The sequence below is a fragment of the Bacillus sp. z33 genome (assembly GCF_058313615.1).
The window spans coordinates 464,689-490,225 of record NZ_JBZFQN010000003.1; the positions used below are offsets into that span (position 1 = coordinate 464,689).

Genomic DNA, 25,537 nt, shown 5'->3' on the forward strand with positions numbered 1-25,537 from the left:
TTTTGAAATAAAAAAGCCGTTGGTGCAAAACCAACGGCAATTAATCAGTATTCATTATAAAGCTTGAACCTTTCTCACTTGAGCATGGTAAACCTGATAAAGCAAAAGTGCTCCTACAGAAAGAATCGCTCCTGAAATATAAGGAAGCCCGATGGAGTATGAGTACAATAAACCTCCCAGTGGAGGGCCAATGATTCTGCCCAGGGAATCAAAGGATGATAGAAGTCCGGTTGAGCCGCCGTGTCCCCCTGTTGAAGTCTTTGTCAGCAATGCAGTAACAGCTGGGCGAATGACCCCGTTACCCAAACCAAAGATGGTTAAAAAGATCGTAGCTGTCCAGAAACTATTGCTGAATAAGATCAGGGTAAATCCAATAATTGATACGACTAGCCCAATTTGAATGACTCGGCCTTCTCCCCATTTCTTTGTCATGATTCCAATGAGTCCGCCCTGCACAATTGCGCTCCCAAATCCCATTACCATAAACATATAGCCTAGTTGAACGGTATTAATTCCCGCCTTTTTAGCGGCAAAATAAGCAAAAGTTGTTTCGAGGCCAGCCATTGACAAAGATACTATGCATTGAAGTATGAAAAGAATGGAAACTGCGCCTGTAAAGTTCTTCCATATTGATTCGTTTATCGAGTTCTGTTTTCCCCGCTCCTCCGCAGGCAAGGATTCCTTCAGGATAATAAGAACTAACAGGAATGTGAAAGTTGATAGAATTCCAGCAATCAAGAAAGGGGTATTTAAGCTTGATTTTGAAAGGACCCCGCCAATTGCCGGACCGAAAATGAAGCCTAAACCAGTTGCAGCACCGATAATCCCCATTCCTTTTCCTCGATTTTCTTCAGTCGTAATATCTGCTACATAGGCCATCGTGGTTGGCATATTGGCAGAAGAAAGGATTCCGCCAATAATCCGTGCGACAAACATGAGCCATAATGAATCGGCAGCTGCCATGATGAAGAATGATAAAGCCAGCCCTAAAATGCCAATCATCATAACTGGTTTTCTGCCAATCCGATCCGAAACTTTCCCCCAAACAGGAGCAAAAAATAATTGCATTAAAGAATAAACCGCCATTAAGAAACCAAGCTGGGTGGGCGTGCCTCCTACCTTTTCTGCCAAGAATGGCAGGACCGGTATGATAATGCCGAAGCCAACCATAACTAAAAACATGACCAGGAACAAAAGGGGCAATACTTTTCTATTTTCCATACGTTTCTCCTCTATAACCGCTCAAAAAGCTTGAATGGAGTAAAAGTGCTCAGAATGTAAAACTGATTTATGTATTAAGCGGTTAAGTTATAGTTATGTTCCTTTCAACTGTACAAAATCAGTATTTCAAACGTCAATTGTAAAGACTTTCAAAAAAATATAGTGGGCTTATAAAATAACATTTTATGTTTTATCTGACATTTTACTGACACATGATGGTCCTATAGTTTAATTATAGAAAAGCTTTTCGAACTATATAACTGTTATAGATTTTCAGAGAGGATGAATAAGATGAATTTTATTAAAAGGGCTTTTTTAAGTGTAAAAGCCAGAAAAGGGAAGAGCATTTTACAGTTGGTTATATTTACTGCTATCTGTGTGTTAGTTTTATCAGGTCTTTCCATTCAGACAGCAGCAAATAAATCAGCAGAGCTCGCAAAACAAAGTCTTGGCAGTGAAGTCACACTAAGTGCAGATCGAGAAAAATTAATGGAACAGCAACGGCAGGAGCGAGAAAATCAAGAAAACAGAGAAAGTAGAGAACCTGTTAGATTGATGGAAGAGCCGGTCGCGGTTAGCGATGCAAATGAGTTATTATCATTGTCACAGATTAAAGGATATAACTACTATTCTACTACATTTGCAATAGCTGAAAACTTTGACCCAATCGAAACAGAGTCAACAAGTACAACAAATGAAACGAACCAGAATGGCCAAGCTCCGGGATTTGGAGGAGGCGGCGGTCCAAGTATGGCAGATGCCGATATTAGTCTTCAAGGAGTCGCTTTTACAGATACAACAAGCGAATTTATGGATGGAGAGGCCGAAATGATAGAAGGCTCTCATATTTCAGATAATCATTTAACTAAAAAGGTAGCCATTATTGAAGAGACACTGGCTGAGGAAAATGAATTGGCTGTCGGGGACCAATTAGAGGTAGCTTCTGCAACAGATGAAGATACGACGGTTGAAGTTGAGATAATTGGTATTTATAAAACTTCTTCAGCATCAACGGATTCAGGTATGATGAATTTTGCTGCCATGAATCCGTATAACAAAGTATATGTACCATACACACTTGTCAATGAACTAAAGGGTGAAGACTATGAGGATACAATCGAAAGTGCAGTTTATTATATGAATGATCCGGCAGATACGGATTCTTTTATTAAGGATGCGGAAGCGACCGGAGCCATTAATACGGATGTATTTAAATTGGATGCTAATGATCAGTTATATCAACAAATGGTTGAACCGATTAACAATGTAGCCTCCTTCTCTAAGAACGTTGTGTATCTTGTAACCATCGCGGGTGCTATCATTCTAGGATTGATAGTCATGCTTGGTATCCGGGAACGGAAATACGAGATGGGTGTACTGCTTGCCATCGGAGAGAAGAAAAGCAAGCTGATTGGACAATTTATTGTTGAAATATTAATTATTGCTGTGTTTGCTCTTGGTATATCTTCCGTAACTGGTAATCTAGCAGCTGATAAAATTGGTGACCAATTATTGTCCCAGCAAGTTGAAACGGAGACACAATCCACAAATGATCCATTTGGTGGTAAAGGAATGCAAATGGGAGGCGGTATGGGTCCAGGAATGGGAGGCGGAGGAAACGGTCCTGGAGGGCCAAATCAGCCACAGGCAGAAACAGCTCAAGTGGATGATTTAGACGTTAAAGTGACAGCCTCTGATCTTGGTAAATTATCCAGTATTGGTTTACTGATTGCCATCCTGGCTACATTGATCCCATCATTATCCATACTTCGATTACAGCCAAAGGCCATACTTTCAAGACAGGATTAGGAGGAATATAAATGAGCGCATTATTGGAGTTTAAGGATCTAAGTTATTGGTACAGACATAATAACAAACAGCATGATATAGTAAAGAAAATTAATGTATCTTTTAATAAGGGACTGTTTTATGCTATAGTCGGTCCGTCCGGTTCGGGTAAAACCACGCTGCTGGCGTTAGCAAGCGCGTTAGATGCTCCGAAAGACGGACAGGTCTTATACGAAGGTAAAGATATTAGAAAAATTGGATATACGACTTTTCGAAATAAATATGTATCAATTGTTTTTCAAGCTTATAATTTATTACCTTATATGACTGCATTACAAAATGTCATTACAGCCATGGAGATTACCGGCAATAAGGTTAAGGACAAAAAACAGTATGCACTTGAGATGCTTAGGAAAGTGGGTATCGATGAAAAACAGGCGGGACAAAAGGTACTGACATTGAGTGGCGGACAGCAGCAACGTGTCTCCATTGCCCGTGCCCTTTGCTGTAAATCAGAGTTAATCGTTGCGGATGAGCCGACCGGAAATCTTGATGAGGATACTGCTCAAGACATCATTAAGTTATTTATGCAGCTGGCACATGAGGAAAATAAATGTGTGATTATCGTTACGCACGATCAACATATTGCTGAAATTGCAGATCAAACGATTCGCCTTTCTAAAGGTCAAATCATGATTGTAAATAATATAAACGAACAATTGCCCCGATAAGTGAATGTATATTTTAATGGAAATCTCCGAGATATCGGGGATTTTTGTCCTATCTTTTTACCCTGAGGAGTGAGCACTAGATGCAAAAGATTTTGATTGTGGAAGATGAAAAGGCCATCAGCCAGGTTCTAAAGGCATACTTGAAGAAAGTGAACTACGAAGTTGAACAAGTATTTACAGGTGGTGAAGCAATTGCTAAATTTGAAGAATTTCAACCTAATCTTGTTTTGTTAGATGTTATGCTTCCAGGTATGAGTGGATGGGATATATTAAAAGAAATTCGTACAAAAAGCGCATGCCCTGTTATCATGCTCACGGCACTTGGCGATATCAATTACAGGCTCGCAGGCTTGAATGAGGGGGCCGACGATTATATCACTAAACCTTTCATTGGTGATGAAGTAGTTGCCCGCGTCCAGGCAGTTTTGAGAAGATCAGTACAAGTTATTGATGATAAGGAGAAGAAACACTATGGTGCATTATGCATTAATGTAAAAGCACATAGCGTTACATTAAATGGAGTGGAGCTTGATTTAACACCACGTGATCTTTCTCTGCTAATCTTCCTGGCTCAGCACCCAAATCAACTATTTACGAGAGATCAATTAATTGATCATGTATGGGGGTTGGACTACGAAGGGAGCGACCGAGCAGTTGATTTGTCCATTAAAAGATTGAGAAAGTCATTGCAAAACTGGCCTGCATCTGAAGGAGAAATTAAAACACTGCGAGGATTGGGGTATCAATTAAGTGTCTATGAAAAAAAATAATAAACTACAAATAGATTTTTTGAAGCACTTGGATCTAAAAAAGAAGAGTCATCCGACTAAACGTGTCAGTTTGTTGAAATACTGGACGACACGATATCTGGTAACCCTGTTTATTGGCCTTATCGTCATAGGATTTGTTTCAGGTATCATTATCAGGCAATCCACACTTAATAAGAATCTTGATATTAATAAATACTTGGCAGAGGAAGTAGCAGCGCGGATACTGGATCAGACAGTTGGCACTGACATCCTGCCAGAGCAGAATCCCGAAGTTTTTTCAAATCGAAAAAAACTATTGGAGGTTAGCGGTAATCCTTCTATTTATGTAGTGGATGTCAATGGAAAAATAGTAATCGAAAATCGTTCTAGTAACCACCTTAATGTATCTTCATTTTCACCTGCACTGCTTAATAGTCAGGATGAAGTCAAACAGCTAAACAATATTGGAGGTAAAGATTATTATCTTGTCAAGCGGCCTCTTGTTGTGAATGATACGGTGTTTAGTTGGATTGTAGTTATGCAATCCGAGGCTGAGTTAACGGCAGTAGATCAGGAATACAAATTACTTTTGATTATGATTTTAAGTTTGGCCTTGCTTGGATGGGTTGCGATTTACTTTTTATCCAAACGACTGGTTAAGCCGATTGCGAATGTAGCTGAAGCAGCTAAACAGGTTCAAAAAGGCAATTATAATATTGAACTTATTGAAGAGGTAGAGGTAAACGAACAGGAAGTGTATGATCTTGTCCACTCCTTTAAAGAAATGGCGATTAAATTGGAGCAGTTGGAAACTATGAGAGCAGAATTGCTGGCAGGCGTTACGCATGAATTGAAGACTCCTGTAACATCAATCAGTGGTTTACTTCAGGCTGTTAATGATGGAGTTGTAACAGGAGAAGAAGCAAAAGAGTTTCTGGGGATCTCTTTACAGGAAACAACTCGTATGCAAAAAATGGTGGGGGATCTATTGGAGTTCAACTCTTTTACGGTCAATGCAATCCCAGTTAATAGAAAATCGATTCAAATCGGGGAAATCATAAAAGAAATGATCTATCAATGGGAAATTGTACAGGAGGATCAACTTGTTAAGGTTACTATGAAACAACCCAAGGAAGACATGATAGTATCGGCGGATCCTCTCCGTTTGCAGCAAATTATCATTAACCTTATGAATAATGCCAAGCAAGCCATTCAAGGAGAGGGAACAATAGAGGTTCGTGTCTATAAGCGTGACGAAGATTTTGCCGTCATTGATGTAGAGGACAGCGGTTCGGGAGTGCCTCTTGCTGAACAAGACTTAATATTTGAACGTTTTTATCGCGGCGAAGAAAAAAAATACAAAGTCCGTGGCTTAGGACTGGGATTGCCATTCAGCAGAATGCTGGCCAAAGCCATGGATGGTGATTTGGTATTAACAAATAGCAGTAAAAAAGGTACAACCTTTACTATAGTGCTGAAACGGCTTGCCCAGAAGCGAGGAGCATAAGACAGAGGCTCAGAAGGAGGTGTTCTTCCCTCCGGAAGAGGCTATGCTTATGTCCTGAGCTTCTAGCCGTTGAAGCCGGATTACTATAGTGCTGAAGGGCCTTGAATTAAGGAACGAAGACTAAATTCGCCAAGTCCTGTGGCAACGTCTTCATGACCTACATCCTGTAGGCCCGCGATGAGCATAAGACAGAGGCACGGAGGGAGGGTTAAAGGAACAAAGACTAAGAACGCCACATCCTGTGGCAACGTCTTCGTGACCAACATCCTGTAGGCCTCCGCTGTGGCTATGCTTATGTCCCGAACTCCTAGGCCCTGAAGCCGGATTACACCAAGTGCTGAAACGGCTTGAATTAAGGAACGAAGACTAAATTCGCCACGTCCTGTGGCAATGTCCTCATGACCAACATCCTGTAGGCCTCCTGAGCTTCTATCTGTTGAAGCTAGATTGCCCAAAAAGCTGAAACGACTGTTCAGTCCTTAGAAGCATAAGACCAATACTCGAAGGGAGGGGGCTTCTCCTGTAGAGTATTTGCTTATGACTCGAGGGACTAGGAGTTGAAGCTAGATTACAAAAAACATAACTAATGCTAAAGCTGCCAATGAGAGACCGGCAGCTTTTTATTTAAAATGAAAAAATTACGTATATTTGACATTTTGTTGACACATACAGTTAGTATAGTAGACAGTGTAATGAATGAACAGAAATGCAATTTCACTATAATTATCGTAATATATTAAATAGACAGTCTAATTTGCAAGGAGAGGAATTTTGATGGAAAACAATAATCACCATGATTATGAACATTTTGATAAACCAATAGATGCTGCTAATCAAGATAGAAACCAGAAGCCTGAGATGCAAAACGAACAAGAGATTGAAAAGGAATTCCTTTCGTACCGTGGGTATCATGAATTACGTTCGTCAAATGGCGAAGAGAGAGTCCTTGAAAAAAAGAGTATCGTAAATGATCCCCTGCCACAACCACAGTCTCTTGCTTCGAGTGAAGAAATAGAGCTAAGGACGGCTGGAAAAAAGAAAAAAATAAACAGATGGCTGACGCCGGTCATCACCGCGATTCTAGGCGGAACAGTGGCACTGGGCGTAGGTTCTTACTTTGGCTTTGTAGATTTATCAGGGCTACTTCCAGACGAAGCCAGCTCTGTTAAAACAGCTATCGCTACAAATGATAAAGTAAATAGTGAAGATGGCCTGAAAATTATAGATACAACGAAAACGACTTCTGAACTAATTCAAATGATTGAAGAAGTATCTCCAGCTGTAGTAGGTATTGTTAATATACAGAATGCCACTGATTACTACGAATACCGCCAACCAGCAATAAATGAGGAATCAAATAGCAATCAGGAGAGCGGCACAGGCTCAGGGGTTATATTTAAAAAATCTGGAAAAGATGCATTCATCGTGACAAACAATCATGTTATCGAAAATGCAGATACGATTGAAGTGTCTTTGGCAGAAGGAACAAGAATAACGGCAGAATTAGTAGGTACAGATCCATTAACAGACTTGGCTGTATTAAAGATTGATGCAAGCAAAGTCACAAAAGTAGCTGAATTTGGAGATTCCGAAAAGCTAAGCGTTGGTGAACAAGTATTAGCAATCGGGAACCCATTGGGCCTTGACTTCTCGGGATCAGTAACCCAAGGTATCATAAGCGGCTTGCAACGAACAGTAACGGTTAGCACTTCAGCAGGTGAATGGGATATGGATGCAATTCAAACGGATGCAGCGATAAATCCCGGAAACAGTGGAGGAGCGCTTGTCAATTCAGAAGGACAAGTTATCGGTATCAACAGTATGAAAATAGCATCTGAAGAGGTGGAAGGGATAGGGTTTGCTATCCCAAGTAAGGATGTTTCAGACATTGTGAATGATTTGCTTGCTGATGGAAAAGTTCAACGGCCATATGTTGGTGTAAGTTTGCAATCTATTTCCGAAATTCCTCAATATGTTTTGCAGCAACAATTGAGACTTCCGGAAAATATAACAAATGGTGTAGTCGTAACTCAGGTGGAAATCGGTTCTCCAGGTGCTGAAGCAGGTATAGAGGCTAAAGATGTGATTGTGGCAATCAATGATGCGGAAGTCACTACACTTGGAGAATTCAGAAAATACCTGTATACCACTGCTGATAATGGAGATAAAGTTAAAATCAAGCTATACAGAAACGGAGCAGAAAAAACCGTATCCGTTACAGTTACTGAGAAATAATGAGTTGGAGAATAAATGTTCATTACCTTGTCCCCTTAGGTAAGCGACATTATTTAAATAGATGAAGATTTCGCTTTGAAGCCTGATATATGGGCTTCTTTTTTTCTTAACTAAGAGCAAGTTATTATTTTGGTGTTCATATAATAAGAGAAAAAGAAATCAGGGAGGACAAAATGGGGATATCGTACTGTCCTAGACGAAAGTTATTCCATCTGCAAGCAGGTGAGATGAGCTATGTTATAAAGATTTGCCATCATGCGTATTTGGCACATTTATATTGGGGAAGAAGGATTAAGGAGTCCAATGAAAGTAATCTGTTACAGTTTAAATACCGTCTATTCTCTCCAAATCCAGAAGGGTTTGACAAGACATTTTCTCTCGATACACTGCCTCAGGAATATCCCGCACATGGAAATACAGATTTTCGTACGCCAGCCTATCAAATCCAATTCCCAAATGGGACAACCATTACAGACTTAAAATATAAATATTTTCATATTTATAAGGGCAAACGGGAATTAGCCGGTTTACCAGCTACTTATGTTGAGGATGCAAAGGAATCGACTTCGATTGATATTACGCTTATGGATGAACAAACAGGCCTTATAGCGATATTGACGTATTGTACTTATGAAAATGATAATGTGATTACTCGGTCGGTCCGGGTTATCAACTATGGAGAAAAACCAGTGAAAATTCTTAAAGCCATGAGCGCTTCCGTTGATTTCAGGGAAAGTGATTATGACTTACTGACCTTATATGGTGCTCATGCCAATGAATGTAATCTTTCCAGAAAACGTTTGACAGCTGGAAGCCAACTCATCGAAAGCACGCGTGGGGCCAGCAGCCATCAGCATAATCCATTTGTATGTCTGGCAAAGCCAGATGCAAATGAAGAGTATGGAGAAGTATACGGGTTCAGCCTCGTTTATAGCGGGAATTTTTTGGCACAAGCAGAGGTGGATCAGTATGAAACAACGCGTCTATCTATCGGTATTAATCCCTTTAATTTCAGCTGGTATTTGGAGGTCGGTGAAACCTTTCAAACACCGGAAGCAGTTTTGGTTTATTCCTATAAAGGATTAAACGATATGTCAAGAACTTATCATGAATTATATCGATTTCGTTTGGCAAGAGGGCTATATAGAGATTGCCTGCGCCCTGTATTGTTAAATAATTGGGAAGCCACTTATTTTAAATTTAACTCCGATAAACTTGAACAGCTTGCACAAGCAGGGAAGGAGCTTGGTGTTGAATTATTTGTCTTGGATGACGGGTGGTTTGGAAAACGTAACAACGCAAAGTCCTCGCTTGGAGATTGGAAAGTGGATGAACAAAAATTGCCTGGTGGGTTAAAAAAGCTGGCTGAGCGGATTAATCAGCTGGGGATGAAATTTGGCCTCTGGTTTGAGCCGGAAATGGTATCTATGGATAGTGACCTATTTCGAAAATATCCAGATTGGTGTATACATGTTCCCAATCGTCCGAAATCACTGGGACGTAATCAATTGGTCCTTGATTTAACAAGGGGTGAGGTATGTGAGTACATAATTGATGCTGTCTCTGATGTCTTATCATCCGCTCCTGTCAGCTATGTGAAGTGGGATATGAATCGTCATATGACAGAAGTTGGTTCATCTGCTTTACCACCAGAAAGGCAAAGGGAAATAGAACATCGCTATATGCTGGGACTCTATTATATATTAGAGGTATTAACTAACCGCCACCCAACCGTTTTATTCGAAAATTGTTCAGGGGGAGGAGGCAGATTTGATCCGGGAATGCTCTTTTATATGCCACAGGTGTGGACTAGTGACAATACTGATGCTGTCTCAAGGTTGAAAATTCAATATGGAACCAGCCTCGTATATCCGCCAGTATCGATTGGGGCACATGTTTCAGCTAGCCCTAATCATCAAGTGCACCGCCATACTTCTTTATCCATGCGCGGACATGTTGCCTTTTCAGGAAATTTAGGATATGAACTTGATCTTGCGAAACTAAGCCAGTCAGAAAAGGAAATCATTAAAGAACAGATTAAATTGTATAAAGAAATTCGTTCTGTTATTCAATTTGGTACGTTTTATCGGTTGCTTAGCCCTTTTGCGGGAAATCAGGCAGCTTGGCAATTTGTCAGTACGGATTTATCTGAGACGGTTGTTATGTATTTCAGGCTGATGGCGCAGCCTGCAGAACCATTTCGTATCTTCAGGTTAAGAGGATTAAATCCTGTTAAAAAATACATCGATAAAGATACTTCCTTATTATATGGAGGAGATGAATTGATGTACGCGGGGCTTTCTATCCCTGAAATGAAAGGTGATTATTGCAGTATGTTATGGAGATTTTCCTAATGTGATAAGTAATGGCATGCCAATATAGATGTCCGTATTCAGAAGGAAAGAGTTGAATATACAGAAAAATCAAAATTAACAATTTACTTTGGATATATTTTCCTCTAAACTTTAAAGTATACCGCTGTTTAAGAAGGAGAGTTAGATGGCAAGTGAATATATAGAAAATTTATTTATTAATCTATTTATCATCCTGATCATTATTCAGCTAATTTACTTTTGGCATGTAAAGTATGGAGCGTTGGGAGAGATTAACTATATAATCGTTGGGATAGGCCAAGCGATTAGTATTCTATTAAATATTTTATTTTTCTCTGTTGAACCATCGCCTGGTGCCGAGATGGTTAGTTTAAGCTCTATATCTATTATTCTTGGTATTTATTATGGCCGGTATTCAGTTGGAGTCGGTTTGTATATAATCACACTTATTGCATCTTTCCTTCACACCACCTCATTTGAATGGTTTTACTTCTTTTCAGGTCTTATTTCCTTTTTCGCTGCATCCATTTTTAAAGAAAGATATAAGAAACTAATGACTAATCAGCGATTGATTGCATCCAGTTTAACGGCGCTTATTTCCTCTTTGGCTATTATGATTATCTTTACGTTTATGTATGTTCAAGAATCCAGCCTAAAAAGCAGTTTCTTATATGTTCTATTATTTACATTTGGAATGGTATGGATGGTTTATACAATTGAAAGGCTGGAAAGAAGCAGAAATTTAAAAAATAAATTAATTGATACAGAGAAATTACAGTCAGTCAGTCATTTAGCTGCTTCTATTTCTCATGAAGTTCGTAATCCATTAACGGCTACGAAAGGATTTCTGCAATTATTAAGAAATGACGAGAATCTAACGAAGGAAAAAAAACAGCAGTTTATTGATATTGCGTTATCTGAATTAGACCGAGCTGAGACCATTATCAACGACTATTTGGCATTTGCTAAACCACAAATAGACCGTAAGGATCATATCAATATACAAATAGAATTGAATAAGGTGGTTGATATCGTAAAACCGCTGGCGAATATGCAAAATGTAAGCATTAAGATTGACGTGTCTCCCTATATAGTGGAGGGGGAGAGGCCATTATTTCAACAATGTTTTGTGAATATTTTAAAAAACGGTATTGAATCAATGGAGCATGGAGGAATTCTTACATTAACTACTGTCAAAAAAAAGAAGGGTGTAGATATCATTATTGTTGATACGGGGATTGGTATGAACACTGAACAAATAAAGCGTATGGGTGAGCCCTACTTTTCAACAAAAGGTGTAGAAGGCACAGGGCTTGGAATGATGGCAGTGTATAGAATTATTGATTCGATGAAAGGGGCCGTACGTGTTAAAAGTAAACCTGGTGAAGGTACAACCTTTACCATCTACTTTCCGGGACATGAACTGAAATCAATGTGAATTAAAACATAAACGATCAATAAAGACCTGAATGGAGGGGACCATCAGGTCTTTTTATTGATCAGTCAGTCAATCGTATATAATTCAGGTGATATGGTCTTAAGAAACGGACTTAGTTCCCCTTTACTAAAGAGATAAAGTTCATGCATAGCTCTTGTACAGGCGGTATAGAATAATTTTCTTTCCAATTCACGCCTATATGTTTCTTTCGAGGCATCATAAATAAGGACAGCGTCAAATTCTATCCCTTTTGATAAATAAGAAGGCAGAATCAAAATTCCTTTACTATATGAATAGGTGTTTTTCTCCATAAGCTGGACATTTAGATTCTTGGATAATTGTTCGTAGGCTTCCCGTGTTTCTTCTTCGGTTTTACATATAATTGCAATCGTTTGATGACCTGCTTTTTCTAAAGAAGAGATCAGGCTGCTAATGGCAAGAGTACGTTGGGAATTGTTATTTACTATTTTTAGGATAGGTTTTGGTCCAGTTCTATTAAACGGTTCAATTTGAACTTCATCCAGTATCTCTTTCGTAAATTCAACTATTTGACGTGTTGATCGGTAGCTTTTCGTCAGTTCTATTTTTTCAAATTCATCCGTGTCATAAAGCTCATCAGAAAGCAAAGTTGGTGCATGAATGGAATGAGCATAAATGGCCTGATTAAAGTCCCCTAATATCGTCATTTTACTGGCGGGAAATAGCTCCTTTAGGACTGCGAATTGAAAGGGTGTATAGTCCTGTGCTTCATCAATAAATAGATGACGGATCAGGTTATCCGTTTTTCGTCCTTCCAGCTTTGCTTTTAAATAGACAAAGCCTATTCCATCTTCATTGGCTAATTCGTTTTGTTTGCTCCGTTTCAAGGTGTATTCACAAACTTGTGGCCACATCTCAGGGAATTCCGCCTCCTTAATATGTTTATAGCCATTGATGAAAAAGTTCGTATAGATCGCCTTTACGTTGATAAACTTTAGTTTTTTAATGGCTCTTTTTATGGGATTAAAATAGGTTTGAACTATTTTTTTTGCCAATTCATCTTTTTCTCGGTTAAAATCAATAAATGTGTCTTCTGAGTTGTGCTGCTTTGCCTCGAGCTCCATATAATTCTCTGTATATTCTTCTGTTTCCAACAACTCTAATTCATCTTCGACCCAGTCACATTTATATTCGATTTTTTCCTTCTCATTCAATTCACGTAACAGCCATTCTTTCACGATCTGTATACGAGCTGAAATCGGATTACGTGAATCGAGAGAGTAAAAGTATGCTGCTATCTCATTCGATGTAATAAGTGTTTCACCTCGAAAAGTGATGTTTTTAAACCTAAGATCCTTTATGCTGAGATGCTCTATATATTCATCCATTATTCGTTTATAGTGCAATCCGGCCTTGAAACGGATTCCTTCCAGTCTGGCTTGATCATATTCGCCATTTTCATTTTTTAATACGTATTCCATCTGTTTAAATGGATCCTCAATCGTAAAATCTTTTCCTGCATATTTATCGATATAATCGTGTAAGGTGGTTTGCTGCATATTTTCTTCACCTAAATTAGGTAATACTGTCGCTATATAACTATTGAATAAAGGATTTGGAGAAAATAACAGTATATTATCTGACTTAATTTTTCCTAAATAACGATACAGTAAAAAGGCAACACGCTGAAGCGCAGCTGATGTTTTTCCGCTTCCGGCAACTCCCTGAACGACTAAATACTTGCTTTGTTCATTACGAATAATTTTATTTTGCTCTTTTTGAATGGTAGCAACTATGTTTTTCATTTGATTATCCGCATGGGTACCAAGAACCTCTTTTAATAGTTCATCGCCAATTGTTAAACCGGTATCAAACATGCTTTTCATCTGTCCATTTTTTATGATAAATTGTCTTTTTAGCTCCATGGTGCCCGTAATTGCCCCATCTAGTGTTTGATATTCAGCCGGACCGGGAGAGTAATCATAATATAAGCTCGAGATAGGGGCGCGCCAATCATAAATAAGGAAATTTTCGTTGTTTTGATCCATTAAAGAAGCAATTCCTATATAGACTGTATCCGTTTGTTCTTCACCGTCTTCATGAAAATCAATCCTGCCGAAATAGGGAGAGTCTTTAAGTAGGTCCAATGTTTTCAATTGCTTCGTAACCAGATTTTGGGTTCTTTCCCTTTCTGAAAGCAATTCTGATTGTTGTTTAATGCTTGCCAGTGTTTCGACTGCATCTTCCGCATTATCCAGATTGACTGTGACATCCTCCCAAAAGGTTTTTCGAATATGACTGACTTCTTCTTTTATCCCACCTGAGGATTGTTCCAGCATGTTCGTTTTATGATCAATTATCTTGATAATGGTTGATAGCCGTTGCTCTTCATCTTGATTTAATTTTTGTTCGGTCATATCGTGTCCTCCTGACGAAATCGGATCTTAAAAAAAGCTTATGATACTTTAGGGAAAGTTTAAGTCTGCAAATACGAATGTTGAATTTTGTATACTGTGATGAGTATCGAGTTAAATTATTCTTTTCCACATTATAAAAGATTAAAACCCGGTATGAATGACAGTCGATTCCTGCCAGCAATACCGGGCATGGGTTTGGATTGATTACATATTAGTTGAATGAACTTCTTTCTGTTGATCCGCATCTTTCTCAAAGAACAGGATAAGAGAAGGAAGCAACAGGCCTCTTACAAGGAATGTATCTAATAGAATGCCTATTGCTACAATAAAACCAAAAACAAACAATACGGCAATTGGTTGTGTCATTAACACGGCGAATGTTGCCGCAAGAATGATCCCTGCGGAGGAGATGACACCGCCTGTATTGGCCACAGCGATTTCTACCGCTTTTCTAACAGAGTGTTTTTCACGTTCTTCCTTGTATCTGGATATCAAGATGATATTATAATCAATACCAAGTGCTACAAGGAAAACGAAAGCATACAGTGGTACCCTAGTGTTAATAGCATCAATACCAAACAGGATATCTATTAAAAAGGTTCCAAGGCCTAAAGCTGCCAGGAAGGATAGCAAAATCGTTCCCATCATATAAATAGGCATTTTGAAGGATCTGGTCAGAACAAACAGTAAGACTAAAATCAGTAATGTTTCTGCAATGACAATCACGATAATATCCCGATCATTAATGGTTCGATCATCCACTTTTGTTGCCGTTTCTCCAGCGAAGTATAGCTTTCCTTCAATGTCTGCTTCTTTTAAGAGCGTATCTGATTTGTCTCGTATGGTCTCTAAAGCATCTAAAGTTTCTAATGCATATGGACTTTCCGAAAATGAAAGGTTGTACTGCAGTGCTTTTCCATCTTCAGTAGCACCTGATTGGCGTATACTTGCCACTAGATTTTGTTCTTCAAGTGTTTTTGCAAGTTTTTCACTTTGGTCCTTTGATATAGATTGCTCAGACTTAAGTAAAACGGTCGTTGGTGCAAGATCGCCTTTATCGAACTTTTCTTCAACAATCTCATAGCCTTCTCGAGACTGCATATCCTCAGGGAATCCCTTAACCGTATCAAATTCATATTTGATAGTAAATATGTTTAAGGCAGAGATGATTAGAATTGTAAAAACAATTCCTCCTGCCATTAAAGGCTTGGTGGTAACGAAGTTTGCAGTTCTGGACCAGAAAGTTGCTTTTGTTTGCTTGCTTTCTCCAACCTGAGGGATCTTAGGCCAAAAGGATTTTCGGCCAAATAGGGTGAATAAAGCCGGAACGAGCGTCACTGACGCAATCATGATGATAAACATCGTTGTTGCAAAAGTAGGTGCAAAGCTTTGGTAATCTCCATTTTTAGCTAGGAATAGGACAAGCATGGCTGCCAAAACAGTCCCGCCTGAGAAGAAAACAGGTTCGCCTGTTTCTCGCATCGCCAAACTCATTGCTTCATGCTTGCTGGTATATCGTTTCAGTTCTTCTCGATATCGTGCAAAGACAAATAGAGAATAATCTATAACAGCAGCAAATAATAGAATGGTCATAATGGAAAGAGATTGTGTACTCATTTCCAAACCAGCTTTCCCCATTATTCCGAGCAACTGATCCACTACTATATACACAAAACCAGCAGCCAAAAGCGGAATAAGTGCCAATAATGGGGAGCGATAAATAACAATTAGCAGGACTAAAATCAGTCCAACTGTTGAAAATAATAAAACCAGGTCGGCTTTTGAAAATAAGCCCAATGTATCAGAGGCAATTCCTGCCGGTCCAGTAATCTTGAATGTCATATCAGCAGTGGTATCTTCTACTGCAGCATAGATATCCTCAATACCGGCTTGAATCTCTTTTGATTCAAGTGAGCTTTCAAAGTTAAGCGGTATAACAGCTGTTGTTCCATCCTTTGATAAGAATTGTGCCTGCGCCTGTGGAGGCAGTGAAGAAAAAGGAACAGCTTCCTTAACTCCTTTTATATCTTCCTTAATAATCACATCCATCGCTTGACTTATTGTCTGCGTGTCTGCTTTTCCTGACTTAGTCGAGAATACTAAAAGGGCTGGGACCCCCTGATCATCTTTAAAATATTTGTTCAGTTCTTCGTTGGCAATAACGGATTTTGCATCATCAGGTAATGTTTGTATACTCGAAACATCATAATCTTTGGCACTTGGTGCAAATAGGAATAATCCTAAGGTTACCACTAACCATGCAATTAATGTTATCCACATGCCCCGTTTAGTAGTAACCCTATCTGTTAGTGCGGCTAATAATCTTTTCAATAGTATTCCTCCTTTAGGGTAAGTTTTGGAATATAGTTTTACTGTCTATTTCAATTAAATAATTTATGCTCGGATATATCAAAAATAAAGATAGATTAAAGCAAGACCGAATTATCATTTTGAATGCTAAAACGTATTATTTGAAACAATCCAGCTAGTGAGATATAAAGGGTATAATAAGTGTATACAATGAAAGAAGGTAACAAATTGGATACAAAGACTTGCAGTGAAACCAGAATTGTGAAGACAAACCGTATATTTCCGAGCGATGTAAATGATCATAATACGTTATTTGGCGGTAAATTAATGAGTGACATTGATATGACTGCTTCACTTTCAGCAACGAGGCATAGCCGTAAAACAGTTGTGACAGCATCAACAGATTCTGTAGATTTTTTATATCCTATTACAACTGCTGATTCTGTATGTTTGGAGTCATATGTGAGCTATACCGGTAAAAGCTCGATGGAAGTATTCGTAAAAGTGATTGCTGAAAATTTGATGAGTGGTGAACGTAAAATAGCAGCAACCGCATTCCTTACATTTGTTGCATTGGATGAAACAGGAAAACCATGTCGTGTTCCGACCATCATCCCTGAAACTGAGGAAGAGAAGAAGCTGAACGAGACAGGAAGCATTCGAGCTGCAAAACGAAAACAACATCGTATACAAAGTAAAGAGCTTGCAGAATTTATTACGACAAAAAGGCCTTGGGAATAATAGAAGTCTTACTAAAAAGGGATGTAGAAGAATGGTGATGCCATTATCTCCATTCTTTTTTTATGTACTTCTTTTTTCATCACCAGCTTATGTCATTTTTGATTCGGTAGGATGTAATTGCTGCGTATTCTCTAACATGAGATTTTAATATTGCTATTTTAGGGGTTTTAGCTGGTATGCCAATCAAATTCAAACCCTGTTTCTCAGCGATTTTAATAGTTCGATAGAGGTGATAACCATTCGTTACGACTGCCCCGGATTTTAAATGTTTTGGTATAAGCTCTTTCGAAAAAGCAATGTTTTCTTTCGTATTTGCAGAAGTATCTTCCAGTATTAATCTGTTACTGGATATACCGTATTCTATCAATCCTCTCTTCATAGCCTCAGCTTCTGAAATATCCTCTCCTTCTCCTCGGCCTCCGGAAAGAATGGCCATACAATTCGAATGATCCAGTAAATAATTAGCTGCTGCATCAATTCGATACTGCAATGAAAGGGAAGGAGTCTCACCTTTTACCCTCGCACCCAATACAATAATATATTCAATCGATTCCTTCTGTTCTTGGTTTGCATAACGAAACATATTAAATTGAAGAATGGATATGTAAATAAGTAAAATCAAGATAATAGCAACAAAACTAATCAATATGTTCTTTTTCATTACTCTCTAACTCCCTTCATAAATCCTATAACAATCATAAAGGAAATTTGGGAATAAGTGTAAAAAAAGTTGTGGGGTAGAGTTTAAAACATAACAATCAATATAGCATAAATGATAACAAGAAAATGGATTAATCGTGATGTCGTATAAACGAGAGGCATATTTAATGTGTTCGTTAAGTATGGTAACTAAAAAAATGTATATTTTATTAAGATCCTTAAAAAGGATAAATGATATCCCTTAGAAACTGAGTATGAAAGGAAAAGAGATCCAAATACATCGACCAGTTAATCTCTTTTTATAGGGAGTTGATTAGGAAAGAAACACTATATCCTAAATGGCGGGGGCATCTGAAGGGATGCCCCTTATAACCTGGTGGCTGAATGTATGGCTATTCCTTCTTCTTATAATTATAAATGCTATGTTCCGGTATAGCCATTTCATCAAAATGGTTTGCCAGGATGTTCAGTTCCTTTTTTAGATATTCCTCAAGGAGCGGGAGACCATGGCCTGTGACGGCAAAGTTCGGGTTCAGCTGATTTAACTTAATCACAGAATCTTTGGCTGCGTTCCAATCTGTAGTAAAGTAACTCGGTGGACCACTGATTTCTTGTTTTTGGGTTAGGACTTTATAAAGTGATTCCTGTTTTACGCCAACGAATGCGTCACCGGCTATTAAAAAGCGGTCTTCTTCGCGAAAAAGGGATATATGCCCTGGTGTATGCCCAGGCGTATGAATCCATCTCCAGCCAGGCATTTCTGGAACGCTCCCATCAGCCGGAAGAGGTTGCACCTTAGCGCCGATATCAATACCGTGGTTAGGAAAAAAACGCGCAATGTCAGGAACGAGCCCGCCATCTGCTTTATAGTCAGGTTCAGGATAATTCTTTTGCCCGGTTAAATAAGGAATCTCCAGTTCATGAGCATAAACGGGCACATCCCATTTATCCAATAATTCTTCAAGGGCACCAACATGGTCGAAGTGGCCATGTGTTAAAATGATCGCTTTTGGCTTGCTTTCTTTACCAAAACGTTTGTTTACTGCTTCGATAATCTCATCATCGGCCTTAGGCATGCCGGCATCAATCAAAACGAAATCGTCTTGCTGAGGTAATCCTACCAGCGTAATATTAACGATTTGTGTATTCAGGACATAAATATCTTCTTTCACTTCAATACCCATTCCGCTCGTAGATGATGTTAAAGGAATATATGTATGACGGAATGTTGGTTTAGATTTATGTTCCATAAAAATCCCTCCTAAGATAGGCTCTTTACTTAGTATGTACCCTGATTTCATTTCTCATTAACAAGAAAAATGAAAAAGCTGTGAATGAACGCCTGTATTTCTATTAGGCGAACATGTTGAGCGTTTGAGGAGAGTTTTAATACTAGCTGACTATTAATCAATATAGCTTTTGTGAAAATTAAGATAGGATACCTATATAATATAAAATTAATAGATATAGAAAATAGAAGGAACTGGAATTGGTAATGAAATATATGTATAATTATCTTTTTCAGGAAGTATATTCTTTATACCATGTCAGTTGTGATTTTATCTTGTTCAAGTATAATAAAAGAAATGGCTGCAAGCCTAACTAGTATGAATATGGTGGTTTATCATGTCTAACAATAAAAATTTTACGTCGAGAATAGATTATGGTCTTCTATTTATCGTGTTTCTGCTCTTTATAACGAGCTGTATGGCTATATATAGTGCACAAACGACAGGACAATATACAGAAAACTTTCTTGTAAAGCAGATTGTGTGGTATGTCGTAGGAATCAGTTTTGCATTTGTGATTATGAGATTTGATGCAGATCAGTTGAAAAAAATGAGCTGGTATTTATACTTCTTCGGCTTATTCCTGTTGGTGTCTATAATCATTGCACCACCAAGTATTGCACCGGTTGTTAATGGCGCAAAAAGTTGGTTTAGATTTCCCGGTATAGGTTCCATTCAGCCATCAGAGTTTATGAAGGTATTTCTGATTATGGCATTGGCAGCCCTTATTCAAAATCATCATATGAAGCATCGAATTAAAACACTTCAAACCGACTTTATGCTTTTATTTAAAATTGTAATTACTACAGCAATTCCTATTTTACTTGTCATGAAGCAGCCTGACTTGGGAACTTCTCTTGTTATGATTGCGATTATGATTGGGATGATTTTCATATCAGGAATCACCTGGAAAATACTCTTGTCTATTTTTGGCGGAGGCTTTCTGTTAATTGGAGTTATTTTTTACCTTATCGTTTGGCATCCGAATATTATGGAAAAATATTTTCATGTTAAACAATATCAATTTGGGCGTATATATGCTTGGCTCGATCCGTATAACTATACTTCTGCCGAAGGCTATCAGTTAATTAAATCATTATTAGCGATTGGATCAGGGACCACTTCCGGTAAGGGATTTGCGAATAGAGAAGTTTACTTGCCAGAAGGCCATACAGATTTTATATTTGCTGTCATTGGAGAAGAATACGGATTCCTTGGTTCAAGTATTGTCATTAGTTTATTCTTCTTATTGATTTATAATATGACAAAAATTGGTCTTGAGACTAAGAATGATTTTAATACCTATATCTGTGTGGGTGTAATCTGCATGCTGACTTTCCATGTATTTGAAAACATCGGAATGACAATCGGCTTGTTGCCGATTACCGGTATACCTTTGCCATTCCTAAGTTATGGAGGAAGTTCACTCCTCGGAAATATGTTGGCGCTTGGATTAATATTTAGTATAAGATTTCATCACAAGAAATACATGTTCTCTACCTCATCATAAGGAATTAATTAAAGAATACCTCCTGCCTAAGTTTGATTTGGCAGGAGGTATTTTTTATAGAGAGAAAAGAGAAGGATTTCAGGCAAAACTGCATCTAGTGTTTAAAGTACTTACTTTGCATTTAATTTATTGAAAATACATACTTTTTAATTTTTTTGGTTAAATATTATTATTTTAATATCATTTTTTTGTTACTATATAAAGAGAAGTAATGAAAGGTTATAAGTTATAGAAACTTCATGATTTATAGAAATCTTTGTATGCTATCCGTTTCAATAAATACTTTGTTTGCAAGCTCGAGTTTAATAGAGGATTAACTTCAACTGAACAATACATATAAGTGGGTGTACGAATGAAAGCTAAGGCAATTCAATTATTAAGACAGGTTGACTTATTTTCATGCTTATCAGAAAAAGAGATAAAGGAATTAGAGCCTTTCCTATATGAAAGAACATATAAGAAAGGGCAATATCTATTTTTTGAGGGGGATCCGAGGCTTAGAATTTATATACTGCTTGATGGTTTTGTTATGCTCGAAAAGTCGAACCGAGAGGGAAGTTTGTTATATACGAATTATGTGAAAAAGAATACAGTATTTCCTTTTATGGGCTTATTTGAAAGTGAAGAGTATAGGCATAGCGCCATTGCGGAAACTGATATTCGAGTCTTTTATATGGTGGCGGATGTATTTGAACGAGTTGTCGCTAAAAATAATGTTCTTCTCAAAAAAGTTATTCTTCAAATCAATGGGTTGCTTGCAGTACAAGAAAATAGAGTTAAAAATGTTATGACTGCAAGTGCTCATATACGAGTATTAAATACCATAAACTATTTAATGAATGATATCGGAGAAAGAGAATCAGGATTTATACGTATTAATTGTCCGATTACGACAACTAAAATTTCAGTTATGTCTGGAACATCGAGAGAAACTGTAAGTATGGTCGTAAATAGATTAAAGAAGGACCAAATCCTATCCATAAAAGATCGAATGCTTCATATACATAAACCTGAATACTTTGAAAAGGAAGTCATCTGAAGTAACTATATAAACTGATTAATTGGTATCGTCCAATTGTCAACTGACGAATTAGCTAGAAGTGAAAAAGTACCTAAAGTTCACTATCCAATCCAAATTGTGTGACGGTTAAAGCGCTGCCTGTCCTTAAAAATATGTGGAATAAATCGGAGAAACGTTGCTATTCTATTCGTTTCTCCGATTTGTATTTTATCCACATACATCTGGAACTTTCTGTTGACGTTATATTTTCTATGGCGTTACCATTCCTATAAGAGATGAGTTTTTAAGTCCTTACCCAATTCAGTTTATTCTCATAATCGACTTTATCTTCATAATGGAAAGGATTCGATGAGCATCTTAGCAACGCGTTCCTTAAGAATATTAATACCAGGTTTACATTATTCCGGGCACGCTATGATCTGTACTTGAAAGACTATTCCTCCTTTTAAATTTAATCGTTATTGGTTTATATCCAAATAGTGTAATGGGTATAAAAAGAAACCTTTTATACACTATAATTTCGTATGATTAACTTGCTCATTAATGCACAAATCTGTATACAATAGAATTATAATACATGGCGAAGGGAGCATTCTACTATCATGAATAAGGAAAAAAGACTCGCTATTATTAAGGAAGTAATTCAAAATAATGAGATTAAAACTCAGGAACAACTGGTTGAAGTATTATCAAAGCAAGGATTACATATCACTCAAGCTACTATTTCAAGAGATATTCGGGAACTAAGCTTAGTAAAATATCCATCTAAGACCGGGGGAACGAAATATGGCTTTATTGGTGAGCATAAGTACAATGATACAATGAAACTCCGAAAAAAAATGCAGGATGCCTTACTTAATATAGAAAGAATTGAATATTTTATTATCATTAAAGCATTACCTGGTCATGCACACTCATTTGGTGCTATTTTAGATGAACTTGACTGGGAAGAAAAAGCAGCAACGATATGCGGGAATGACACGTGTATGATTATTTGCCGGACAGTTACTCAGGCAGAGGTGCTGGAAGAAAGGCTAAAATCGGTTGCAAATTTATAAGAAAGAAAAATTATTTCTTCTAAATCATGAGCCTATTATGCATGAAAATATACATAGATTGGCTGGGTTAATAGAAATTGCGCATAATTAATTGAATATTTATACAAAGTATTTTTTATTTAAAGAGATTTATGTGAAGATTTACACATTTCAAGTGTGAAAAATATCACAAATCTCTTTTTTTTACTTTTGTACACTAAGAATGTAAGAAAAATAAGATGTGCAGGAGGAAAGGCAAGATGACAAATCCAATTCATGTTACTTCTGAAATTGGTACGTTAAAAACAGTTATGTTAAAGCGTCCTGGTAAAGAAGTAGAAAATCTTACTCCGGAATATCTGGAGAGGCTATTATTTGATGATATCCCGTATTTGCCGATTATTCAGGAAGAGCACGATTATTTTGCTAATACACTAAGAGATCAAGGGATAGAAGTATTATACCTTGAGAAGCTTGCTGCAGAATCGCTGACAAATCCTGAAGTGAAAGAGGAATTTGTTAGTCGCATGCTTGAAGAAAGCAATGCAAAGGTACAGGGTACATTTGAAAATCTTAAAGAGTATTTATTATCATTTTCAAATGAAGACATGATTGAAAAAATTATGTCCGGTATCCGCAAAAATGAACTGGAGATCAGCAAAAAAACACATTTGTATGAATTGATGGAGGACCATTATCCATTCTATACAGATCCAATGCCAAACCTTTATTTTACGCGTGACCCAGCAGCATCTATTGGAAATGGATTAACAATTAATAACATGCGTGAACCTGCAAGACGCAGAGAATCTTTGTTTATGGAGTATATTATCAAGCATCATCCAAGATTTGCTGGTAAAGATGTTCCTGTATGGCTTGATCGTACGTATCATAACCCAATTGAGGGTGGAGATGAGCTGGTATTAAGCCCAGAAGTAGTCGCAATCGGAGTTTCAGCGAGAACATCCGCTAAAGCAATCGAAAAATTTGCACTTAGCATCTTGAATAAACAAGATCAATTCAAGAAAGTAATAGCTATTGAAATACCAAACTGCCGTGCATTTATGCATTTGGATACTGTATTTACAATGGTTGACTACAATAAGTTTACAATGCATCCGATGATTCAGGGACCTGGCGGTAAAATGAATATTTACATCCTTGAAAAAGGTTCTGATGAATACTCAGTAAATATCACGCATCGCACAGATCTTAAAGAAACTCTTAAAGAAGTACTTAGATTGCCTGAACTTGAAATCATCCTTTGCGGTGATGGAGATGAAATCGCAGCTCCTCGTGAACAATGGAATGATGGATCTAATACATTGGCAATTGCACCAGGTGTGGTTGTTACATATGATCGAAACCAAGTCTCCAATAGAGTTCTGCGCGAACATGGAGTCAAGGTTATTGAAATCAAAAGCTCGGAATTGGCTCGTGGCCGTGGGGGCCCACGCTGCATGAGCATGCCGCTTGTACGTGAAGATATTTAATCAATATATAGAAAGTAAGTTATCTTTGGAAGGAGAAGTCGTAATGATTAAGACAAGACCGGATCTTAAAGGTAGAAGTTTCTTAGCTGAAAAAGATTTCACGGAAGCTGAATTCTTACACATGATTGATTTTGCTGCTGAGTTAAAGGAAAAGAAAAAACAAGGCATTCCTCATCGTTATATGGAAGGTAAAAATATTGCCCTTTTGTTTGAAAAGCCATCAACCCGTACTCGTTGTGCATTTACGGTAGCTTGTACTGATCTAGGTGCACATCCTGAGTACTTAGGAAAAGATGATATCCAACTTGGTAAAAAAGAATCCATCGAAGACACGGCTAAAGTATTGGGACGCATGTTTGATGGGATCGAATTCCGTGGATTCGAGCATTCAAAAGTGGAAGCTTTGGCTGAGCATTCCGGAGTACCTGTATGGAATGGTCTTACAGATTTATGGCATCCAACACAAACATTGGCAGATTTCTTAACAGTACAAGAAAATATTGGCCATTTAAAAGGTGTTAAATTTGTCTATGTGGGAGATGGACGTAACAATGTTGCGAACAGCTTATTAGTTGGCGGAGCAAAAGTTGGTATGGATGTACGTATTTGCTCTCCTGAATCCCTATTCCCTGAAGCTTCTATTGTAGAACTGGCTGAAGAATTGGCTAAGGAATCTAATGGTCGCATTACGATTACTTCTAATGTTGAAGAAGCAGTATCCGGAGCAGATGTAATCTATACAGATGTTTGGGTATCTATGGGAGAAGAAGATAAATTTGCAGAACGTATTGCTCTTTTAGCTCCATATCAAGTGAATATGGACATGATTAAAATGACTGGAAACGAAAATGTAATCTTCCTTCATTGCTTGCCGGCATTCCATGACCTTGAAACAGCATATGGACGTGCGATTCATGAAGAGCATGGTTTAGCTGAAATGGAAGTAACAGATGAAGTCTTCCGCAGCAAGCATTCCAAAGTTTTCGATCAGGCAGAAAACAGAATGCATACGATTAAATCTGTAATGGCCTTAACATTAGGCAATATTGAATAAGTAGATGAGCAGGGAATTGGTTCT

18 protein-coding genes are annotated in these 25,537 nt (G+C 37.8%); 13 read left to right on the forward strand and 5 right to left on the reverse strand.

Going from position 1 to position 25,537, the window contains the following annotated elements:
* Positions 1 to 54: 54 nt before the first annotated feature.
* Entirely contained in the window at positions 55 to 1,221 is a 1,167-nt protein-coding gene (locus tag AC4G3L_RS14000; protein WP_491077590.1) for an MFS transporter, read from the reverse strand.
* 291 nt (positions 1,222 to 1,512) lie between these two features.
* On the opposite strand from AC4G3L_RS14000, the gene AC4G3L_RS14005 reads away from it, so the two are divergent.
* The 7 genes from AC4G3L_RS14005 (at position 1,513) to AC4G3L_RS14035 (ending at position 12,002) form a co-directional block, all read left to right on the forward strand.
* The gene (locus AC4G3L_RS14005) at positions 1,513 to 3,030 is read left to right on the forward strand and encodes an ABC transporter permease (protein WP_491077591.1); all 1,518 of its coding nucleotides are present in this window, start codon (positions 1,513 to 1,515) and stop codon (positions 3,028 to 3,030) included.
* An 11-nt stretch (positions 3,031 to 3,041) separates the two neighbouring features.
* A complete protein-coding gene (locus AC4G3L_RS14010) occupies positions 3,042 to 3,740 on the forward strand; it encodes an ABC transporter ATP-binding protein (protein WP_491077592.1) in 699 nt (232 codons plus the stop codon).
* A gap of 80 nt (positions 3,741 to 3,820) precedes the next feature.
* On the forward strand, positions 3,821 to 4,510 hold the full coding sequence (locus AC4G3L_RS14015; protein ID WP_491077593.1) for a response regulator transcription factor: 690 nt from the start codon (positions 3,821 to 3,823) through the stop codon (positions 4,508 to 4,510).
* Positions 4,497 to 5,996, forward strand: a complete 1,500-nt coding sequence (locus AC4G3L_RS14020) for a HAMP domain-containing sensor histidine kinase (protein ID WP_491077740.1) — start codon at positions 4,497 to 4,499, stop codon at positions 5,994 to 5,996. The genes AC4G3L_RS14015 and AC4G3L_RS14020 overlap by 14 nt, the downstream gene beginning before the upstream one ends.
* 774 nt (positions 5,997 to 6,770) lie before the next feature.
* Positions 6,771 to 8,231: a S1C family serine protease gene (locus tag AC4G3L_RS14025; RefSeq protein WP_491077594.1), complete on the forward strand. Its 1,461-nt coding sequence runs from the start codon at positions 6,771 to 6,773 to the stop codon at positions 8,229 to 8,231.
* A 173-nt stretch (positions 8,232 to 8,404) separates the two neighbouring features.
* Positions 8,405 to 10,585, forward strand: a complete 2,181-nt coding sequence (locus tag AC4G3L_RS14030) for an alpha-galactosidase (RefSeq protein ID WP_491077595.1) — start codon at positions 8,405 to 8,407, stop codon at positions 10,583 to 10,585.
* 145 nt (positions 10,586 to 10,730) lie between these two features.
* A complete protein-coding gene (locus AC4G3L_RS14035; RefSeq protein WP_491077596.1) occupies positions 10,731 to 12,002 on the forward strand; it encodes an ATP-binding protein in 1,272 nt (423 codons plus the stop codon).
* A 65-nt stretch (positions 12,003 to 12,067) separates the two neighbouring features.
* Here the strand turns inward: AC4G3L_RS14035 and helD are convergent, their stop codons facing one another.
* Together helD and AC4G3L_RS14045 are read right to left on the reverse strand one after the other, a co-directional pair.
* Entirely contained in the window at positions 12,068 to 14,398 is a 2,331-nt protein-coding gene (gene helD / locus AC4G3L_RS14040; RefSeq protein WP_491077597.1) for an RNA polymerase recycling motor HelD, read from the reverse strand.
* Positions 14,399 to 14,602: 204 nt separating this feature from the next.
* Positions 14,603 to 16,729 (reverse strand): MMPL family transporter, encoded by a 2,127-nt coding sequence (locus tag AC4G3L_RS14045; RefSeq protein ID WP_491077598.1) that lies wholly within the window; start codon positions 16,727 to 16,729, stop codon positions 14,603 to 14,605.
* 207 nt (positions 16,730 to 16,936) lie between these two features.
* Between AC4G3L_RS14045 and AC4G3L_RS14050 the strand changes: the two genes are divergently transcribed.
* Positions 16,937 to 17,449: an acyl-CoA thioesterase gene (locus AC4G3L_RS14050; RefSeq protein WP_491077599.1), complete on the forward strand. Its 513-nt coding sequence runs from the start codon at positions 16,937 to 16,939 to the stop codon at positions 17,447 to 17,449.
* Positions 17,450 to 17,528: 79 nt separating this feature from the next.
* Here the strand turns inward: AC4G3L_RS14050 and AC4G3L_RS14055 are convergent, their stop codons facing one another.
* A complete protein-coding gene (locus AC4G3L_RS14055) occupies positions 17,529 to 18,110 on the reverse strand; it encodes a YdcF family protein (RefSeq protein ID WP_491077600.1) in 582 nt (193 codons plus the stop codon).
* Positions 18,111 to 18,501: 391 nt separating this feature from the next.
* Positions 18,502 to 19,359 (reverse strand): MBL fold metallo-hydrolase, encoded by an 858-nt coding sequence (locus tag AC4G3L_RS14060; protein ID WP_491077601.1) that lies wholly within the window; start codon positions 19,357 to 19,359, stop codon positions 18,502 to 18,504.
* 376 nt (positions 19,360 to 19,735) lie between these two features.
* On the opposite strand from AC4G3L_RS14060, the gene rodA reads away from it, so the two are divergent.
* The 5 genes from rodA to argF all read left to right on the forward strand — a co-directional run bounded on the left by rodA (position 19,736) and on the right by argF (position 25,513).
* Entirely contained in the window at positions 19,736 to 20,908 is a 1,173-nt protein-coding gene (gene rodA, locus AC4G3L_RS14065; protein WP_491077602.1) for a rod shape-determining protein RodA, read from the forward strand.
* A gap of 352 nt (positions 20,909 to 21,260) precedes the next feature.
* Entirely contained in the window at positions 21,261 to 21,947 is a 687-nt protein-coding gene (locus AC4G3L_RS14070; RefSeq protein WP_491077603.1) for a Crp/Fnr family transcriptional regulator, read from the forward strand.
* 584 nt (positions 21,948 to 22,531) lie between these two features.
* Positions 22,532 to 22,987 (forward strand): arginine repressor, encoded by a 456-nt coding sequence (gene argR / locus AC4G3L_RS14075; protein ID WP_491077604.1) that lies wholly within the window; start codon positions 22,532 to 22,534, stop codon positions 22,985 to 22,987.
* Positions 22,988 to 23,226: 239 nt separating this feature from the next.
* Positions 23,227 to 24,459 (forward strand): arginine deiminase, encoded by a 1,233-nt coding sequence (gene arcA, locus AC4G3L_RS14080; protein WP_491077605.1) that lies wholly within the window; start codon positions 23,227 to 23,229, stop codon positions 24,457 to 24,459.
* 43 nt (positions 24,460 to 24,502) lie between these two features.
* Positions 24,503 to 25,513 carry an ornithine carbamoyltransferase gene (gene argF / locus AC4G3L_RS14085; RefSeq protein WP_491077606.1) on the forward strand — a complete coding sequence of 337 codons (1,011 nt, stop codon included), beginning with the start codon at positions 24,503 to 24,505 and terminating at the stop codon, positions 25,511 to 25,513.
* The last annotated feature ends 24 nt before the right edge of the window (positions 25,514 to 25,537 follow it).

Bases quoted from the DNA above. Each gene is read 5' to 3' on its own strand.
- AC4G3L_RS14025 (WP_491077594.1), top strand. From the start codon at position 6,771: ATGGAAAACAATAATCACCATGATTATGAACATTTTGATAAACCAATA.
- AC4G3L_RS14005 (WP_491077591.1), top strand. From the start codon at position 1,513: ATGAATTTTATTAAAAGGGCTTTTTTAAGTGTAAAAGCCAGAAAAGGG.
- AC4G3L_RS14015 (WP_491077593.1), top strand. From the start codon at position 3,821: ATGCAAAAGATTTTGATTGTGGAAGATGAAAAGGCCATCAGCCAGGTT.
- argF (WP_491077606.1), top strand. From the start codon at position 24,503: ATGATTAAGACAAGACCGGATCTTAAAGGTAGAAGTTTCTTAGCTGAA.
- AC4G3L_RS14020 (WP_491077740.1), top strand. From the start codon at position 4,497: ATGAAAAAAAATAATAAACTACAAATAGATTTTTTGAAGCACTTGGAT.
- AC4G3L_RS14000 (WP_491077590.1), bottom strand. From the start codon at position 1,221: ATGGAAAATAGAAAAGTATTGCCCCTTTTGTTCCTGGTCATGTTTTTA.
- AC4G3L_RS14055 (WP_491077600.1), bottom strand. From the start codon at position 18,110: ATGAAAAAGAACATATTGATTAGTTTTGTTGCTATTATCTTGATTTTA.
- AC4G3L_RS14070 (WP_491077603.1), top strand. From the start codon at position 21,261: ATGAAAGCTAAGGCAATTCAATTATTAAGACAGGTTGACTTATTTTCA.
- argR (WP_491077604.1), top strand. From the start codon at position 22,532: ATGAATAAGGAAAAAAGACTCGCTATTATTAAGGAAGTAATTCAAAAT.
- arcA (WP_491077605.1), top strand. From the start codon at position 23,227: ATGACAAATCCAATTCATGTTACTTCTGAAATTGGTACGTTAAAAACA.
- helD (WP_491077597.1), bottom strand. From the start codon at position 14,398: ATGACCGAACAAAAATTAAATCAAGATGAAGAGCAACGGCTATCAACC.
- AC4G3L_RS14035 (WP_491077596.1), top strand. From the start codon at position 10,731: ATGGCAAGTGAATATATAGAAAATTTATTTATTAATCTATTTATCATC.
- rodA (WP_491077602.1), top strand. From the start codon at position 19,736: ATGTCTAACAATAAAAATTTTACGTCGAGAATAGATTATGGTCTTCTA.
- AC4G3L_RS14010 (WP_491077592.1), top strand. From the start codon at position 3,042: ATGAGCGCATTATTGGAGTTTAAGGATCTAAGTTATTGGTACAGACAT.
- AC4G3L_RS14060 (WP_491077601.1), bottom strand. From the start codon at position 19,359: ATGGAACATAAATCTAAACCAACATTCCGTCATACATATATTCCTTTA.
- AC4G3L_RS14030 (WP_491077595.1), top strand. From the start codon at position 8,405: ATGGGGATATCGTACTGTCCTAGACGAAAGTTATTCCATCTGCAAGCA.